Below are 14,976 nucleotides of genomic sequence, written 5' to 3'. Positions count from 1 at the left end.
CCGCCAGCCTGCCACACCGATGTTATCGACCCTTGAGATCCTGCTTCCCGTATTTGGCCTGATTTTCGCGGGGTTCGTGTGCCGCAAGCGGGGCCTGCTGGGCCCCACGGCGGCGTCGGAGCTGAACCGTTTTGTCGTCTGGCTCGCCTTGCCTGCGCTGCTGTTCGACATCATGGCGCACGCTACCTGGCATCAGCTTTATCAGCCGGCGTTTGTCGCCACCTTCGCGCTCTCCTGTTCCGTCGTATTCGTGCTGATTCTCGTGGTCCGTCTGCTGAGTGGCCGGCCGCTCGCCGATGCCAGCGTCGATGCCATTGCAGGATCGTATCCGAACACCGGCTACATTGGCTTTCCGCTGTGCCTGATCGCATTCGGACAAGCCAGCCAGACGCCGACCACGATCGCCACGATCCTCGTCGCCTGCGTGTTGTTTGCGATCGCGATCGTCCTGATTGAAGTGGGACTGCAGACCGAACGCGCGCCACATCGGCTGGCGTTCAAGGTAGTGCGGTCCTTGGCGCGCAATCCGCTGATCGTGTCGCCGATCGTCGGCGTGCTGGTCGCCAGCGTTCACGTGACGTTGCCGCAAAGCGCGGAGACATTCCTGAAGCTGCTGGGCGGTGCGGCAAGCCCCTGCGCGCTGGTCAGCCTCGGATTGTTCCTTGCTGAAAAACGGACGCCTGCAGACAGGTCCTCCGCACCCTCGACGTCGAACCACGTCGCGTCCTGGGCACTGACGGGCGCCAAATTGCTGCTGCAACCGGCTTTGACGTGGTGGCTGGCCGCGCGCGTGTTCGCGCTATCGCCCATGCTGGTGGAGATGTCGGTCGTGCTGGCCGCGCTGCCCACAGGCACCGGGCCGTTCATGCTCGCGGAGTTTTATCGGCGGGAGGCGCACATCACGTCACGGACAATACTTCTCTCGACGCTAGGCTCACTCGTGACGCTGTCCCTGCTGTTGCTGTATATGCCGCGCGGCTGATCCATCCATCAGGACTTCTTGACTTCGTGGCCCTGGCCGGCTGCAGCTGTCGTCCTCGTAGTCGAAGACGGCGCGCTGACCAGGCCGACGTGCGCCTCACCGGAAGACTCAGCAATCTGCCAGGCAAACAATCCCGGTACAAAGATCAGCAGATCGCGAATCCGCCGCGCGCCCGCGAGTGCGAGGCAGGTTGAAGGATCGAGACCAAGTGCGCCGCCGATCAGGATGAAACCGCCTTCCTGCACCCCTAGGCCTCCGGGCACAAAAAAGGCCGCACTGCTAACCGCCTGGATCAGCGATTCGATCACTATCGCCTCGACAAAGCTCACCTGCGCGCCAAGAAAATGCAGCGCGAGCCAGATCTCCAGCGCGGTCAATACGCACTGCAACGGTTGCCAGAAGAAGAGGTAACGCAGCACCACGCCACGGCGGCGCCAGATCAGTTTGATCGACTGATCGATCTGCGCTGACTGACCGACGAGCGCGGCCAGCTTGCCGCTGGTTGCGCGGTTGAGCACACGGGTGATGCGTTCGAACGGGCTTGCATGCTGCACCAGCGAAAACAGCACCAGTAGCGGTGTGAGCGCGACAATGCCCCATGCCAGATCGGCCGCAAGACGTAGCGTGCCGGATGCCGCATGCGCGAACAGAAAGCCGATGCCCACCATCGTGAACATCAACTGGCTGATCAGCGTGAGTTGCATGTCGACGACGAGACTCGCCGCCGCGGTCGAGCCACGCAGGCCACGCCGCCGCATCATGCGGAACGACACCACCTCGCCGCCGATGCGCGCCACCGGCAACATGCTGTTGACCGATTCGCGGATCCAGACCAGCTGCAACATGCCCGCAACGCTCGGGCGGTTTGCGCCGCGGATGAGGCTTTGCCAGTCACGTGCGTTGGCAAGCATCGGCAGGACGTGGGCCAGTCCCGCCAGCACCAACCCGGCGCCTGCGGCACGCATCAGTCCAAGCACTGCGCCGGGGTTGTCATGCAGAACTAACCAGAGCGACGCAAGCAGTCCCGCCAGCGCGGCAATACGGCCAAGATGCTTCATCACGTAGCCGCTATGCGCGGCTCGTCGAGCTCCAGACCCACGCAACCTTTCAAAGAAATCCGCATTACCTTGACTCGTCCTGAACCGGCGACAGCAAACCATCGCCGTCCACCTTGAAACTGAAGCCTCGCCAGATCACCCGGGTCGAGAAGAAACTCGCCACGAAGATCAAAAACGATACGATATCCCAGAACGGTAGTAACCACAGATCGCGATGCGCTTGCCGCAATGCGTGATCGGACTGGACTTTAAGCGCAAGGCGCGCGAGGAGCGCCACCGCAGCAAGCGGCCATGCCCATGCTGCACCGCCAGAAAACGCCACGGTCAGCCAGGCAAACGCTAGCGGATGAATCAGTGCCGAGCCGAGGTGCCCAATCGGATCGATGATGCGAATTGTTCGACTCCAGCGCAGTTCGTGCGCAATCAGCTTGGCGGCACTGCTTTCCACACAGGCATGCGACACCGTGAATGGCGGAATCACCACCTTTTCGCCGATCATCCGCACTGCTTCGCCTATCGCATGATCTTCCGCGAGGTGATGCACGAACTGCGCGAAGCCGCCGATCTTCTCGAGCGTCTCGCGCCGCATGGCAATGGTCTGTCCGAAGCACGGCCGCGCCATTCCAAACGCCAGGCCCGTCACGACGCTAGGCAGGAACTGGTAATTGGTGGCTTTCGCCGAAAGACGCGGCCAAAAGCCCGGATCCGGTTGACCACGATAGACACAGGTGACCAGTCCCACACCGGGTTTCTGCAGCTCACCAATCACATTACGCAGATAACTCGGGCCCACGCTCACGTCGCTATCCGCAAACACCAACACATCATGCTGCGCCTCCGGCAGCATGTTGAGGATATTGCTCATCTTGCGGTTTGGCCCATACAGGCGCGCATCGGCCACAACCGTTATGTGCGCTTCGGGATGCAGCAAACGCAGCTGTTCTACGGTCTGCAGCGCAGGATCTTCCGAGTCGTGCACGCCGAACAGAAATTGCAGTTGACCCGGATAGTCCTGCTGGCAAAAGCTCGACAGGTTGCTGAGCAAGGTCCACTCGTCCCCATGTAGTGGCTTGACGATGGTGACCGGCGGAAAGCTGCTGGGTTGCGAAGGAGTGCGAGCAAAGAAACGTCGGATCAACGCGCCGGCCAGCAGCGTGTAGACAATACCAAACAGAGCACCCATGCCACACAGCAGCGCCAGCGCGGAGAGCATCAGATGCACTGCGCGCCCAGGCCCTTCGAAGTCGACAAGCCCGATTGCAAGCAGCACGGCGATCGGACACACAAGCCAGGCGAGGCGCTTCATGCCTGGTCCCTCCGCGCGGAACGACGGAAGAGGCACATGCCCGTTATGCTTCGTGAGCGCGCAGGAAGCGGAAAAACTCCACGCCTTCGCGCAGACGCCGCTTCATCATGTCCCAGCTCAGCAGCATCTCGCGCACGATCTCCCAGATCTTCGAGGGCCGGAAATAGAAGCGCTTGTAGAAGCTCTCGACATGGTGATAGATCTCTTCACGCGATAGGTGCGGATAGCCGATTGCCGCGAGCTGCACCCCTTCCTTGCTCACCAGGTTGATGACCTTGTTCTCCTGCAGCCAGCCGTTTTCAACCGCCTGGTTGTAGAGCGTCGTTCCCGGATAAGGCGCCGCGAGCGACACCTGGATCGTGTGCGGGTTGATTTCCTTTGCGTACTCGATCGTCTTTTCGATCGTCTCCTGCGTCTCGCCCGGTAGCCCAAGGATGAAGGTGCCGTGGATCTTGATGTCCAGCTTGCGGCAGTCTTCGCTGAAGCGTCGTGCGATATCCGTACGCAAACCCTTCTTGATGTTCAGCAGGATCTGGTCGTCGCCCGATTCATAGCCCACCAGCAGCAGACGCAGGCCGTTTTCCTTCATGATCTTCAGCGTCGCATACGGCACGTTGGCCTTTGCGTTGCAGGACCATGTCACGCCGAGCTTGCCCAGCCCGCGTGCGATCTCTTCGACGCGCGGCTTGAAGTCCGTGAAGGTGTCGTCGTCGAACATGATCTCCTTGACTTCGGGCATGTTGTCGCGGATCCACTTCACTTCTTCGAGCACGTTCTCTACCGAGCGCGTGCGGTAGCGGTGACCGCCCACCGTTTGCGGCCACAGGCAGAACGTGCACTTCGAGCGGCAGCCGCGGCCCGTGTAGATCGAGACGTACGGATGCTTCAGATAGCCGATGAAGTAATTGTCGATCTTCAGGTCACGCTTGTAGACGGGCGCCACGAACGGCAGCTCATCCATGTTCTCGAGGATCGGACGCGCTTCATTGTGCTCGATCGAGCCGTCCGCAGCGCGATAGCTCAAACCCTGGATCTGCGCGAGAGGCTTGCCCGCCGCCACTTCCTGGCAGGTGAAATCGAATTCTTCACGGCAGACGAAATCGATCGCTTCGCTTGCGGTCAGCGAGTTGTGCGGATCGACGGCGACCTTTGCGCCCACCATGCCGATCATCACCGACGCTTTGCGCTTCTTCAGATCCTGCGCAAACATCGCGTCAGTGGGAAACGACGGCGTACTCGTATGAATAATGACGAGGTCATACTGCTGCGCGATATCGAGCGAAGCTTCCACCGAGAGACCATCCGCCGGCGCGTCGAGCACGCGGCTATCCGGCACCAGCGCCGCGGGCTGCGCGAGCCATGTCGGATACCAGAACGAACGGATCTCACGCTTCGCCTGATAGCGCGACCCCGCGCCGCCATCGAAACCGTCATACGACGGGGCCTGCAAAAACAGCGTTTTCATGAATGCTCCGGCCAGCTCCATCGAGCTTGATAGCGTAGGGAATGGCAATTAGTTATTGACGCCGTGCGCGGAATTCGTCCCGCACTTAAGGGGATTCCGTCACACGCGTCTCTGGACGCGTTCGACCTTAACCCGCCGCAATACTCCGATCAACTGGGTATGGTCTCCCAAACGATCTTTTTAAAATACGCTGCCGTATTTGCAGGCAAGTCGTATGCAAAACGTAAATGAACCAGCGCCAACACACAGAAACGAAGGCGGACGTAATATCAGGTTCAAAGGCAGAAGTGCCTTCTTTGATTATGAGAGCCTTGCATGGAGATTTTGTGAAATGAGCGAAAGCACTCTCGGTATGCTGACCCGCTACAACCGCTGGGCCAACCAGCGCATCTTCGACGCAGTCGCCGCGCTGCCGGACGGCGAAGCACTCAAGCGTCGCGAAACGGTGTTTGGCAACATCGTCCATACATTGAGCCATTGCTATGTCGTCGGTGAAATCTTTCGCGCTCACCTCGAGGGGCGGGAGCACGGTTTCTCGAGCCGCAATTTCAGCGCACCCATGCCGCTAGCGAAGTTGCGCGAAATGCAGCAGGAAATTGACAACTGGTATATCGCCCGCAGCGACGCCTTCACGCCGCACGACGCGGAGGAAACGGTGCACTTCAGGTTCGTGGGTGGCGGCGAAGGCGCCATGACGCGTAGTGAGATGGTGCTGCATGTCGTCAATCACACGACATATCACCGGGGCTTTGTTGCGGACATGTTTTGTCAGATTCCGGTCAAAGCGCCTGTTACCGATCTGCCCGTTTACGCACGCGAAGAGCGCGCGGCGCGCGCTCTCCAACAGCCTGGCTGATCAGTTCGGGACCCAGTGCCCGTGCACCCATACCCAGTGGTCGCCTTCCCAGCGGTAATGACCCTTCATCCAGTGATAGCCGGGCGCGGGCGCGGCCGGCATCACTTCGACCAGCGGCGCAGGTTCGGGTGGCCGCGCCGGCTCAACGACACATGCGCTAAGTAATGAAGCGCACACGCAAGAAAGCAAGGCAGCAGTGAAGGTCGATCGTTTTGTCATATAACTCTCCCGTTTTTAGAACTGCAACTACACATCCGTGGCATAGACGTCGCGCTAGCTACGGATCAAACCTGTCATGGGCTGCGTGGAGCCCGCTTGCGCAAAAAGGGCCGCCGCGGTTCGATGCGGATCGAGGCCGAGACTTTCGCTCGCAGCACCCGCGATCACCGCATCGAGTCCGGTCGTGGGTCTGAGATCGCGTCCCTGATACAGCTCGTTGGGTTTCAGTCCCGGCCAGTCGGCGATCACCCGTCCGCCGTTCACGGCGCCACCCACCACCATCGCGACCGATCCTTGTCCATGGTCCGTACCCCCCGTGCCGTTGGCGGCTGCGGTGCGGCCAAACTCAGTAGCCACCAGCACCGTCGTCTTGCCCCACAGCGGGCCGAGACCGTCGCGCAAGGAAGCGAGCATCGTGTCGAGCGCCTTCAGCTGATTCGCGAGACGCGGGTTCTGCGCGCTGTGCGTGTCCCAGCCGCCCGTTTCGATCATCGCAATGCGTGGGCCGTCGTCGCGTGACAGAAAACTCGCGGCGAGTTTGCCAAGGCTGGCGGGGTCCTGACGCGCTCCGGCGTCGCCAGCGAGGCCGCGCGCCGTCATGGCGGATTCCCATAACGGCCTGAGTTGCGCGTCCTGGTTGTAAAGGTCCGATACCCGCATGAGCAGATCGTCGGGCGCCTGCGGTAAACCCGAGGGTGCGTACGATGTCACGTCGGCCTTGCCGCGCAGTGCCATCGGCACAGTCGGCGCAAACGCGATGGCGTTTTCGTGCGTGGCGGGCATCATCGCAACCAGACGGTTGAGCCAACCGTCCTTCACCTGGTACGCCGAAGTGCCGCCCGTCTCCAGCACGTTCTGACCGTCGAAATGCGAGCGATCGCGATACGGCGAGGCCACTGCATGCACGAACAGCGCCTGGCCCGATGTGTACATCTTCGCGGTTTCGGCGAGCGAAGGATGCAGCGCGAACGTGCCATTGAGTTTGGTCGCCGTGGCCGGATCGATGGCGAGCGCGCCACGCAAGCTCGCATACGAAGGCTCGGCGTACGGCACCACGATGTTCAGGCCATCGGCGGCACCGCGCTGGATCACGAAGACGAAGCGGCGGTCCGTTTCGACCCTGGCGAAGGCCATGTGCGGCGAGACGAGAATCGCGCCGGCACCGGCTGCGGCGAAGTTGAGAAACTGGCGACGGGACATCATGGCGTTCATCTCCGTTGAAAATCGGGCGACACGAGCAACAGCGCTATCGCCGTCGAAGCGCTCTCAGCGCGTGACACTGCAGTCGCAGTCGGCGCACTGATGGAGCCGACCAGCAAGGTCTGGCCGAGAGTGCGAGGGTCGAGTTGATCGCCAACACGCGCAGCGAAGCGTTGGGCGACTTCGACGCGGCGCACCAGCGCATCGGGCGCGGCCCAGCTCGCGGCGATATCGTCGTAGCCGGCGGGCGACCCTGGTCGCCAGACCGGCTCGCCGAGTTGCGTGAGAAGCGGCGCGCCCTGCAGGTTGCCGACGTCTTGCCAGCCGAGGCCGCGCATCGAAGATATGGTCCATTCCCACGGCGTTTTGAATTTCACCGCCACAGGCGACCAGGCCTCCGGCGAATCGATCAACGCGCGATAGACCGTGGGCAGGTCGCCACCGCTGCGCTCGAACGCATTGGCGAGCCGTTCGGTAACCGCGGGTGGTGGGTTGTCCGAAACAAAATGACGTGCCAGCTTGCTCGCGATATGTTGCGCAGTAGCGGGCGACGCTGCGAAGTCATGCAGGACCGCCAGCGCCTGATCCTCGCCCTGCTGATCGTAACGGCGCCCCAGAATGGTCCGCGAGCCGGGCTCATGCAATTGCTCGCGAAACACAAAACTGCTGGGTGAGGCGCCATTTGGCTGCGGCCCCCTCACGCCGGCTACACTCCAGCCGGTCAGTGCGCGTGCAAACTCCGTCACGTCGGCTTGCGTATAACCGCTGCGCACGCCCAGCGTATGCAGTTCCATGATTTCGCGTGCGAGGTTCTCATTGAGACCGCGCTTGTTGTCGGGATTGCGTTGCTCCGCACGCATCGCCGCCATGCTGTCGGGACCGACCGAGCGCGTCTGATCGAGAAAGATCTGCATCGCAGGATGCTGCTCTACCGCTACCAGCATGTCGTCGAAGCGGCCCAGCACGTGCGGGCGGATTGCTTCCATTTCGAACGCGCCAGCCAGCGCCGCGACTTGCGGCTTTTCAGTGGACACCGCGAAATGATTCGCCCAGAAATGGACGAGCCGGTCGATGAACGGCGTGGAACTCGTCAGCGCGCTATTGACGCGCACATTCACCGCCGTACGGTAAACATCGCGGATTTCAGCGCGCATCGCCTTGTTCGCGGCCTGCTTTGCGGCTTGCTTGTCTGCAGGATTGACGGTCGCATCAGAAGCGGGACCGGCATTCGCGTTGGCATTCGCATTCTGCATGCGCTGCTCGCCCAACTGGGTCGCGAGCGCGACCGCACCCGGCTGGCCCGCCCATGCCGCGGGCAGAGGCTGATATTGATCGAACTGCGAAAGCAGCCATCGCTTCGGATCGGCGGGCGGCGTGTCTTCCGGGCGAGAGCCGAGACCGAAGCGGTTCAGCGCAATTGCCGCGGCATTGTCGTTGGGTGACGGAATCATGCGCGCTCCTTCGAACGTTGCGTACCTTCTTTAAACGTTCGACGCCGCGGTTTCCGTCGCTACTGGCGGAAGTTTTTATTCGAGCGAGACGAAGATCGTCTCGCTCATTGATTCGGTGGCCGCTTTTCCTTTGGTGGCGGAGGTGGCGGTTCACGCCAGTTGCCCGCCTGCTTCAGGCCTTCGGCAAACTTCACGCGCTCGTCGGGCGTGAGCGTTGTCGCAAAGTCGGCCACGCTGCTTTCGACTTCGGTACGTTGCGCGATATCGGCTGCGCGCGTGCGCTGTAACGCGGCGTCGAGCGCGGTGCGGTCGAATTGCGGCGCGGCCAGCAGCGCCAGCACTTCATGACGCCCTTCGCGGGCTTCGCGCGCGTAGTCCTTAGCGTCACGGCGCGCCTCCTTCAGTCCATCGAGGAACTGCTTCTGACGCTCGGACGAAAGCCCATCCGTCGCGAAGCGCAGCGCCGTACGTTGCTGCGGCGCCTTGGCGACGTTGTCGTGCGTGGTGAACCATTCGTACGCACCGCCCGCAATGCCGCCCAGCAGAAAGACGTTGACCACGAACGAGCCAGCCAGCAAAAGCTTCCATGTACGATCAGTCATTCGCCGCTCCAGTCGGCGCCTGAACCGTCGAAGCTCGAAGCCAGATAGGACGGCGAATCATGCGTCTGCGGCGGCTGGCCAGTCATGACAAAAAACGACACCGCAAAGGCACCTGCCAGCCCACCTGCGAGCCCGATACCGGCAAACGCAGCACCCTGCCACCAGAGCCGCACGCGATGCTTCGCCGGGCGCCGGTTGGGCGCCACCGCAACAACTCGCTCGATCAATGCGCGCTCCGGCGGCGCGACCGTATGGTCTGCGAGCCATGCATCGAGGTTGGCCGATTCGGCCAGCACGGCATCGGCCTCGATCCGGTGAAGATCGGCCCAGCTTTCGGCCGCCGCGCGCTCCTCATCCGGCCAGCGGCGCGGATCGGCGCCGTAAGCGTCGACGATGGTACGAAATCTCTCAGGTGTCATGGCAGATCCTTGCTAAAGCCACTGTCGGCCAGTTGTGCGCGCAGATTGCGACGCGCACGCGCGAGCAAACTTTCGAGGGCATCGACGGTAATACCCATCAACGCGGCAGCTTCGATATTCGATAGCTCCTGGTAGTAGTTGAGCACCAGGGCTTCGCGCTGCCTTACCGGCAGCGCAGCAAGCGCCGTGCGCACACGTTCGTCGCGCACACGGGCTTCAAGTTGCATGTCAGGCATGGGTTGGGGATCGGCTTCGTCCGGCAGATCGGCGACGGGGTCTTCGCGCCGCCCTCGCAAGCGGTCGTAACAGAGGTTCAGCGCCACGCGATGAATCCACGTGTCGAACCGGGCCTCGCCCTCTTTCCAGTGCGGCGCCTGCTTCCAGATCCGCACAAAGGCCTCTTGTGCTACGTCTTCCGCTTCCATACGGTCTCCCAACATGCGCGTCGCGAGCGCGAGCAAACGCGGCAGCTTGCGCGACACGAGCGTGCGCACCGCTGCCGGATCCTGCTTGCCGACCCGTGCGACGAGGTCCGCGTCGGGATCGCGTTCGCTCAAGGCGCGCGGTCCCGTAATATCCACGGCATGCGCGGCGGCGTGAGCCGCGGTTGCCGTTGCACCCGGACATATCGTGTCGCGACACGAGCGTTTCTCACTTGCCGTTGCTCCGAGAGGGGGCGCTTTGCGCCTGTTTCAGGCTTGTTATCAACCTTCTGTCGCATCTGGTTCAGGACTGGGTGACCCGGTCCTGAAGCTCGTCAATCGCGACGACCGAGTCCTCAATATACGACGACGGCAGGATGGTAATACGCCGGCCGCGCCGGCACTACGATGCAACCGGTCAGCGTTGCCGCCGCCAGTGCCAGAATCAAAAGCGTTTTCATAAAACTCTGCTGGTTTGGGTAGAGCGCCGGGGCCGCGAAGCGAGCGGCGCTTGCAAGCGCGCCCCGCGGCGTCCGGCAACAGGGATCAGAAGGCTAGCCCTGGCGGCTTACGCCCAGTGACCTTCCACCCACAGCCAGTTCGGGCCACGCTGCGCCCAATGGCCCGGCACCCAGTGATAACCGACCCGGACCGGCTGCCAGTGACCTGCTATCCACACGTATCGGCCGTGGTCCCAGCGCCAGTGTCCGTGATCCCAGACATAGCCATCGCGCGGTGCGGGCACGACTTCGACGCGCGGTGCTGGCGGGGCGACGACGATCGCTTGCGCGAAGGCGGCGGAGGCCGACAGCGTCACCGTGGCGGCGACCAGCAGGCGTGTGAGGGTTCTGGATTTCATGTAAGGCTCCCGTAGGTTTAAGGAAAGCGGATTGGCTCCGTTTTGTCTTAAACGCGGCTGCGGGGGAAATCCGTCGCGGGTTGACGCGCTTTTGTGAAAAAGCCCGCCGAAGCGGGCTTTTACTTCAGTCGAGCCATGGCCGAAGAATAGACGGCGCTACGCTCCCGCTTTCCTACTGCCACTACGATCACAGTGACTTTGCTATCGACGACGCGATACACCAGTCGATATCCCGAGGCGGTCAATTTGATCTTGTAGCAATCAGGAAGCGTACCAAGACGCGCCGATTCGACACGTGGATTTGCCAACCTCTCAGCCAGTTTGCGCTTGAACTGCTCACGCACCGTGCTGTCCAGCTTCTTCCACTCTTTAAGAGCGACTTCTAAAAACTGCAGGTCATAGCTCTTCAAGTCGCACGCTCACAGCTTTTTCGCCGCTTCGCGCCCTGACGATTTCTGCCAGCTCGATATCTTCAAGTCTGTTGCAGATCGCTTCCCACTCTTGAGCCGGGATCAGATACGCGACCGGTTTGTTACGGTTCAGCACCGCGATCGGACCGTCTGCTTGCTCAATTGCTGCGGTCGGGTTGACCTTGAGCTCGCTGATACCGATTGAGGCGCGGGCAAGAATGCTTTCCATGGTGATTCCTCAAGCGCTATAGGCCAAATCGCGTGGATTAAAAGACCTTATGCAAGCATAAATAATAGGTCTTTTATTTGGTCTCGTCAACCGCTGTATGTGCATCCAATCTTCGACGCCGACCCCGCTGCCCCCTTCTACACGCACCAAACCGCTCGCGGCGTTATGCTTATGCGCCTGATCCCGCAAAGCCATTCCGACCTGACGACGCCGTGTCCCAAGCCCGCCCTCCTGAACTTCCCGAAGACGACGACGCTCACTCGCTCGCCCGGCGTTACCCGCGCGGGCTGCACATCGAGCCCCACTCGCACACCTGGGCACAGGTGCTGTACGCGGTGGCCGGCGTGATGTGGGTCGAAGTCGGCCGCGAGGCGCTGGTGGTGCCACCACAACGCGCTGTCTGGCTACCCGCCGGCACCGTGCACTCGATCCATATGATGAGCGAGGTCGAGATGCGCAATATCTATCTGCACAAGCGCAACGTCCAGCACCTCAGCAAACAGTGCGACGTCTTCGAAATCAACGGTTTGCTGCGCGAGCTCATCACCACGATCGCCGAATACGAACACAACCACGCGCGCGACAACGCGTATATGGAAACGGCCTACAAGCTCGCCATGCTGGAACTGGGGCACGCGCCCCGCTCCTCGTTGCGCATTCCGCTCCCTGACGCGTCGGACCGCCGGCTCGACGCGCTGTGCCGCGCGGTGATCGACAATCCCTCGATTGCGGTCAGCTTCGAGCAGCATGCCGCCTCGGTCGGCGCCAGCGTGCGGACGCTCGCGCGGCTCTTCACGCGCGAACTCGGCATCGGCTTTTCCGAATGGCGGCGTCAGGTGCAACTGGCCGTGGCCGTCTCCGGGCTGGCGGAAGGCCGCTCGGTCAGCAGCATCGCGCGCTCGCTCGGTTATCTGCCCAGCAGCTTCAGCGATATGTTCCGCCGTGAACTCGGCGCCCCACCCACCGAGTTCGATCCGCAGGAAACGCTCAGCACGGGGCGCGAGGAATCGCGCGCGCCCGCCGGCGGCTAAACAGCGAAGCGTACGCAGCAGGACCAGGTGGGAGCCGTCGCAGAATTGCGTAGTGACCGGTTCGGGCAGAGCCCAACCAGCAGTTTCAGCCCTGTCCGAAACTCGAAAGTCCTTGTCTCAACAAGGCCATCGCGGACACCTAGAATGGCTTCAACGCTGCACCACGCGGCCCAATCCACTCAGGAGAGTTTCGATGAAAACCATTCAGTTCAAGTCGTTTGGCAGCCCCGATGTACTGGAATACGTCGAGGTCCCGACACCGAAAGCCGATGCCGAAAACGCCGTCGTGCAAATCAAAAGCGCCTCGGTGAATCCGAGCGACGTGAAGAACGTTTCCGGCCACTTCGAGCACACCGTTTTGCCGCGCACGCCGGGCCGCGACTTCAGCGGCGTGGTCGTGGACGGTCCTGCGGAATGGATCGGCGCCGACGTCTGGGGCACCGGCGGCGACATCGGTTTTACGCGTGACGGTACGCATTCCGAGTTCATCAAGATTCCGCTTGCCGCGTTGTCGCGCAAGCCAAAAACGCTGAGTCACGAACAGGCCGCCGCGATTGGCGTAAATTTCGTGGTCGCATGGCTCGGCACGGTGGAATATGCACAACTGAAGGCCGGCGAGACGATTGCTGTGATCGGCGCCAGCGGCGGCGTAGGCGGCGCAGTGGTGCAGATAGCCAAATCGCGCGGTTGCCGCGTGATTGGTGTCGACCGTCATGCGCCGCTGGCGGATTCGCCGGCGGGTCGTCTGATCGACGAGTTCGTGCAAATCGACGAGCACGCGGCAGAGCGCGTCAAGGCCTTGACCAACGGTGGCGTGGATGTGGTCTACGACGCGGTCGGCGGCGTGGTGTTCGAAACCGCGTTGAGCCTCGTCAAGCGGCGTGGCCGGGTGGTCGAGATCAGCGCGACGGGCAAGCGCCGCGTCGAGTTCGACATGATCGACTTCTACCATAACGAGACTCAACTGCTCGGCGTCGACAGCGCCAAGCTGGGGGTCGCCGAGTCCGCCCGCCTGATGACAGCGCTGGTCGAAGGCTTCGAGAGCGGCGCGTTCCAGCCGCCGGCAATCGCGCAGCGCTTCACGCTCGAGCACACCCGCGAGGCGTATGAGGCGGTCACCGCGGGCACCCGTGGGCGCGTCATCATCACGATGTGAGTCCGGCTCGGGCGGTGGGTCTGAGTATCTGCCGCCTGCCATGGTGAATGGCTAATTGGCTAATGGGTGATCCATCATGAAAGCGTATTTCGTTTCCCTCGTAGTGGGCCTTGTGGTCGGCCTGTTCTACAGCGTCGTCAACGTGAAATCTCCGGCGCCGCCCACCATCGCACTGGTCGGACTGCTGGGCATGCTCGGCGGCGAGCATCTGATTCCGCTGCTGCGCACGCTGCTCGGTTTTAGCGTGAACTAGGGCTGCAGTAGCCCTGGCCGTCCAGTGGGCCGGGTGCGGACTATACTGATGCCCTTTGAGACGGCAAGTTGGCCCTCATGCATCTCAGTCCATACATCTTCCAATGAATACCAAGCGGCAATTCGACGATCTGCTGCTCGGCAGCATCGAGTTGTTCTGCGCCGCCGCGGAGCTGGCGAGTTTCACCGCCGCCGCGACGGCAGCAGGCGTCACGCCCGCGGCGGTCAGCCGCTCGGTGTCGCGTCTCGAGGAAAGGCTGGGCGTGCGGCTGTTCGTGCGTACAACCCGGCAAATCCGGCTGACCGAAGCCGGCCGTCTTTATTTCGAACAATGCAGCGGTGCACTCGCACAACTGGTGGACGCGGAACGCCTCGTCACCGGACAGCAAGCGACGCCATCCGGCTTGCTGCGCATCAGTATGCCCACGCCGTATGCGCACTATCGGGTGCTGCCTTTGCTGCCGCTGTTTCGCGAACGCTATCCGCTTGTGCGGGTCGACGCGCACATCAGCAACAGCAACATCGATTTCGCTGAGGACAGCTACGATCTGGCCATCCGCGGTCGCGCACCGGCCGACTCCAACCTGATCGCACGCAAACTCGAAGATGCCGAACTGGTCGTCGTGGCGACGCCAGCCTATCTCGCGCAAGCCGGTACGCCGCGCTCGATCGACGATCTGCAGCACCACGAATGCATCCAGTTCGACCTTCCCAGCACGGGCCGGCGCATTCCGTGGACGCTCGCCAAAGACGGCGATTTCGTCGATTTCAACACCGACAGCGGCTATACGATCGGCGGTGATGTCCTTGGCGGAGCGACGCTCGCGCGTCACGGCGCAGGCCTGTTTCAGACCTACCGCTTCGTGGTCGAGCGCGATCTGCGCGAAGGCAATCTCGTCGAGGTGATGCGGGACTTCGGCGGCGCCACGCGACCGTTCGTGCTTCTCTATCCGCATGGGCGGCTTCTGTCGGCCCGCGTGCGCTGCTTCGTGGAATTTCTGGTCGAGCAACTCGCTGATCGCAACGCCAAGCGACCCTCAACACAAACACGCTAAGATT

Annotated in this window: 18 protein-coding genes; 6 read left to right on the top strand and 12 right to left on the bottom strand. The window is 62.0% G+C overall.

The annotated features are described in order from the left end of the window. Nucleotides 1-19 precede the first annotated feature (19 nt). Nucleotides 20-982: an AEC family transporter gene (locus P3T24_RS13020; protein WP_429287241.1), complete on the top strand. Its 963-nt coding sequence runs from the start codon at nucleotides 20-22 to the stop codon at nucleotides 980-982. 8 nt (nucleotides 983-990) lie between these two features. Here the strand turns inward: P3T24_RS13020 and P3T24_RS13015 are convergent, their stop codons facing one another. The 3 genes from P3T24_RS13015 to hpnJ all read right to left on the bottom strand — a co-directional run bounded on the left by P3T24_RS13015 (nucleotide 991) and on the right by hpnJ (nucleotide 4,832). Next, nucleotides 991-2,040 (bottom strand): lysylphosphatidylglycerol synthase domain-containing protein, encoded by a 1,050-nt coding sequence (locus tag P3T24_RS13015; RefSeq protein ID WP_429435324.1) that lies wholly within the window; start codon nucleotides 2,038-2,040, stop codon nucleotides 991-993. Between the two features lie 64 nt (nucleotides 2,041-2,104). Next, nucleotides 2,105-3,346 (bottom strand): bacteriohopanetetrol glucosamine biosynthesis glycosyltransferase HpnI, encoded by a 1,242-nt coding sequence (gene hpnI, locus P3T24_RS13010; RefSeq protein ID WP_429435061.1) that lies wholly within the window; start codon nucleotides 3,344-3,346, stop codon nucleotides 2,105-2,107. Between the two features lie 43 nt (nucleotides 3,347-3,389). Continuing rightward, on the bottom strand, nucleotides 3,390-4,832 hold the full coding sequence (hpnJ, locus tag P3T24_RS13005; RefSeq protein ID WP_429435058.1) for a hopanoid biosynthesis associated radical SAM protein HpnJ: 1,443 nt from the start codon (nucleotides 4,830-4,832) through the stop codon (nucleotides 3,390-3,392). A gap of 310 nt (nucleotides 4,833-5,142) precedes the next feature. Here hpnJ and P3T24_RS13000 point away from each other — a divergent pair, with 310 nt between their 5' ends. Beyond that, nucleotides 5,143-5,667, top strand: coding sequence for a DinB family protein (locus P3T24_RS13000; protein WP_429435055.1), 525 nt, complete (start codon nucleotides 5,143-5,145; stop codon nucleotides 5,665-5,667). Here the strand turns inward: P3T24_RS13000 and P3T24_RS12995 are convergent, their stop codons facing one another. The 9 genes from P3T24_RS12995 to P3T24_RS12955 form a co-directional block, all read right to left on the bottom strand. Further along, nucleotides 5,668-5,886, bottom strand: a complete 219-nt coding sequence (locus P3T24_RS12995) for a YXWGXW repeat-containing protein (RefSeq protein ID WP_074267155.1) — start codon at nucleotides 5,884-5,886, stop codon at nucleotides 5,668-5,670. Between the two features lie 54 nt (nucleotides 5,887-5,940). Next, nucleotides 5,941-7,089: a DUF1501 domain-containing protein gene (locus tag P3T24_RS12990; RefSeq protein WP_429435053.1), complete on the bottom strand. Its 1,149-nt coding sequence runs from the start codon at nucleotides 7,087-7,089 to the stop codon at nucleotides 5,941-5,943. Nucleotides 7,090-7,094: 5 nt separating this feature from the next. Continuing rightward, nucleotides 7,095-8,537 (bottom strand): DUF1800 domain-containing protein, encoded by a 1,443-nt coding sequence (locus P3T24_RS12985; protein WP_429435051.1) that lies wholly within the window; start codon nucleotides 8,535-8,537, stop codon nucleotides 7,095-7,097. 104 nt (nucleotides 8,538-8,641) lie between these two features. Then, nucleotides 8,642-9,139, bottom strand: coding sequence for a periplasmic heavy metal sensor (locus P3T24_RS12980; protein ID WP_429406256.1), 498 nt, complete (start codon nucleotides 9,137-9,139; stop codon nucleotides 8,642-8,644). Beyond that, nucleotides 9,136-9,558 carry a hypothetical protein gene (locus P3T24_RS12975; RefSeq protein ID WP_429435048.1) on the bottom strand — a complete coding sequence of 141 codons (423 nt, stop codon included), beginning with the start codon at nucleotides 9,556-9,558 and terminating at the stop codon, nucleotides 9,136-9,138. The genes P3T24_RS12980 and P3T24_RS12975 overlap by 4 nt, the downstream gene beginning before the upstream one ends. After that, the gene (locus P3T24_RS12970) at nucleotides 9,555-10,115 is read right to left on the bottom strand and encodes an RNA polymerase sigma factor (RefSeq protein WP_429287247.1); all 561 of its coding nucleotides are present in this window, start codon (nucleotides 10,113-10,115) and stop codon (nucleotides 9,555-9,557) included. Before P3T24_RS12970 ends, P3T24_RS12975 begins: the two co-directional genes overlap by 4 nt. Before the next feature lie 433 nt (nucleotides 10,116-10,548). Next, entirely contained in the window at nucleotides 10,549-10,839 is a 291-nt protein-coding gene (locus P3T24_RS12965) for a YXWGXW repeat-containing protein (protein WP_429406253.1), read from the bottom strand. 119 nt (nucleotides 10,840-10,958) lie between these two features. Next, nucleotides 10,959-11,249: a type II toxin-antitoxin system RelE family toxin gene (locus P3T24_RS12960; RefSeq protein ID WP_429435046.1), complete on the bottom strand. Its 291-nt coding sequence runs from the start codon at nucleotides 11,247-11,249 to the stop codon at nucleotides 10,959-10,961. Beyond that, complete coding sequence (locus tag P3T24_RS12955; protein WP_429435043.1) at nucleotides 11,236-11,478, bottom strand: type II toxin-antitoxin system Phd/YefM family antitoxin; 243 nt, start codon at nucleotides 11,476-11,478, stop codon at nucleotides 11,236-11,238. Before P3T24_RS12955 ends, P3T24_RS12960 begins: the two co-directional genes overlap by 14 nt. Nucleotides 11,479-11,690: 212 nt before the next feature. On the opposite strand from P3T24_RS12955, the gene P3T24_RS12950 reads away from it, so the two are divergent. The 4 genes from P3T24_RS12950 (at nucleotide 11,691) to P3T24_RS12935 (ending at nucleotide 14,972) form a co-directional block, all read left to right on the top strand. Beyond that, complete coding sequence (locus P3T24_RS12950) at nucleotides 11,691-12,509, top strand: AraC family transcriptional regulator (protein WP_429287249.1); 819 nt, start codon at nucleotides 11,691-11,693, stop codon at nucleotides 12,507-12,509. A gap of 193 nt (nucleotides 12,510-12,702) precedes the next feature. Further along, nucleotides 12,703-13,665: a quinone oxidoreductase family protein gene (locus P3T24_RS12945; protein WP_074267146.1), complete on the top strand. Its 963-nt coding sequence runs from the start codon at nucleotides 12,703-12,705 to the stop codon at nucleotides 13,663-13,665. Between the two features lie 76 nt (nucleotides 13,666-13,741). Then, nucleotides 13,742-13,918: a DUF1427 family protein gene (locus P3T24_RS12940; RefSeq protein WP_074267145.1), complete on the top strand. Its 177-nt coding sequence runs from the start codon at nucleotides 13,742-13,744 to the stop codon at nucleotides 13,916-13,918. 103 nt (nucleotides 13,919-14,021) lie between these two features. Further along, nucleotides 14,022-14,972, top strand: coding sequence for a LysR substrate-binding domain-containing protein (locus P3T24_RS12935; protein WP_429406247.1), 951 nt, complete (start codon nucleotides 14,022-14,024; stop codon nucleotides 14,970-14,972). The last annotated feature ends 4 nt before the right edge of the window (nucleotides 14,973-14,976 follow it).

This window comes from Paraburkholderia sp. GAS33, assembly GCF_050436645.1.
GTDB classification, from domain to species: domain Bacteria; phylum Pseudomonadota; class Gammaproteobacteria; order Burkholderiales; family Burkholderiaceae; genus Paraburkholderia; species Paraburkholderia phenazinium_B.
Note: the sequence above shows the minus strand (reverse complement) of the source record. Positions and strands in the feature narration are given on the sequence as shown.

What these genes read in the sequence shown, in the direction of transcription:
- P3T24_RS13020 (WP_429287241.1), top strand. Translation starts at nt 20, where the DNA reads ATGTTATCGACCCTTGAGATCCTGCTTCCCGTATTTGGCCTGATTTTC.
- P3T24_RS13015 (WP_429435324.1), bottom strand. Translation starts at nt 2,040, where the DNA reads ATGAAGCATCTTGGCCGTATTGCCGCGCTGGCGGGACTGCTTGCGTCG.
- hpnI (WP_429435061.1), bottom strand. Translation starts at nt 3,346, where the DNA reads ATGAAGCGCCTCGCCTGGCTTGTGTGTCCGATCGCCGTGCTGCTTGCA.
- hpnJ (WP_429435058.1), bottom strand. Translation starts at nt 4,832, where the DNA reads ATGGAGCTGGCCGGAGCATTCATGAAAACGCTGTTTTTGCAGGCCCCG.
- P3T24_RS13000 (WP_429435055.1), top strand. Translation starts at nt 5,143, where the DNA reads ATGAGCGAAAGCACTCTCGGTATGCTGACCCGCTACAACCGCTGGGCC.
- P3T24_RS12995 (WP_074267155.1), bottom strand. Translation starts at nt 5,886, where the DNA reads ATGACAAAACGATCGACCTTCACTGCTGCCTTGCTTTCTTGCGTGTGC.
- P3T24_RS12990 (WP_429435053.1), bottom strand. Translation starts at nt 7,089, where the DNA reads ATGATGTCCCGTCGCCAGTTTCTCAACTTCGCCGCAGCCGGTGCCGGC.
- P3T24_RS12985 (WP_429435051.1), bottom strand. Translation starts at nt 8,537, where the DNA reads ATGATTCCGTCACCCAACGACAATGCCGCGGCAATTGCGCTGAACCGC.
- P3T24_RS12980 (WP_429406256.1), bottom strand. Translation starts at nt 9,139, where the DNA reads ATGACTGATCGTACATGGAAGCTTTTGCTGGCTGGCTCGTTCGTGGTC.
- P3T24_RS12975 (WP_429435048.1), bottom strand. Translation starts at nt 9,558, where the DNA reads ATGACACCTGAGAGATTTCGTACCATCGTCGACGCTTACGGCGCCGAT.
- P3T24_RS12965 (WP_429406253.1), bottom strand. Translation starts at nt 10,839, where the DNA reads ATGAAATCCAGAACCCTCACACGCCTGCTGGTCGCCGCCACGGTGACG.
- P3T24_RS12955 (WP_429435043.1), bottom strand. Translation starts at nt 11,478, where the DNA reads ATGGAAAGCATTCTTGCCCGCGCCTCAATCGGTATCAGCGAGCTCAAG.
- P3T24_RS12945 (WP_074267146.1), top strand. Translation starts at nt 12,703, where the DNA reads ATGAAAACCATTCAGTTCAAGTCGTTTGGCAGCCCCGATGTACTGGAA.
- P3T24_RS12940 (WP_074267145.1), top strand. Translation starts at nt 13,742, where the DNA reads ATGAAAGCGTATTTCGTTTCCCTCGTAGTGGGCCTTGTGGTCGGCCTG.
- P3T24_RS12935 (WP_429406247.1), top strand. Translation starts at nt 14,022, where the DNA reads ATGAATACCAAGCGGCAATTCGACGATCTGCTGCTCGGCAGCATCGAG.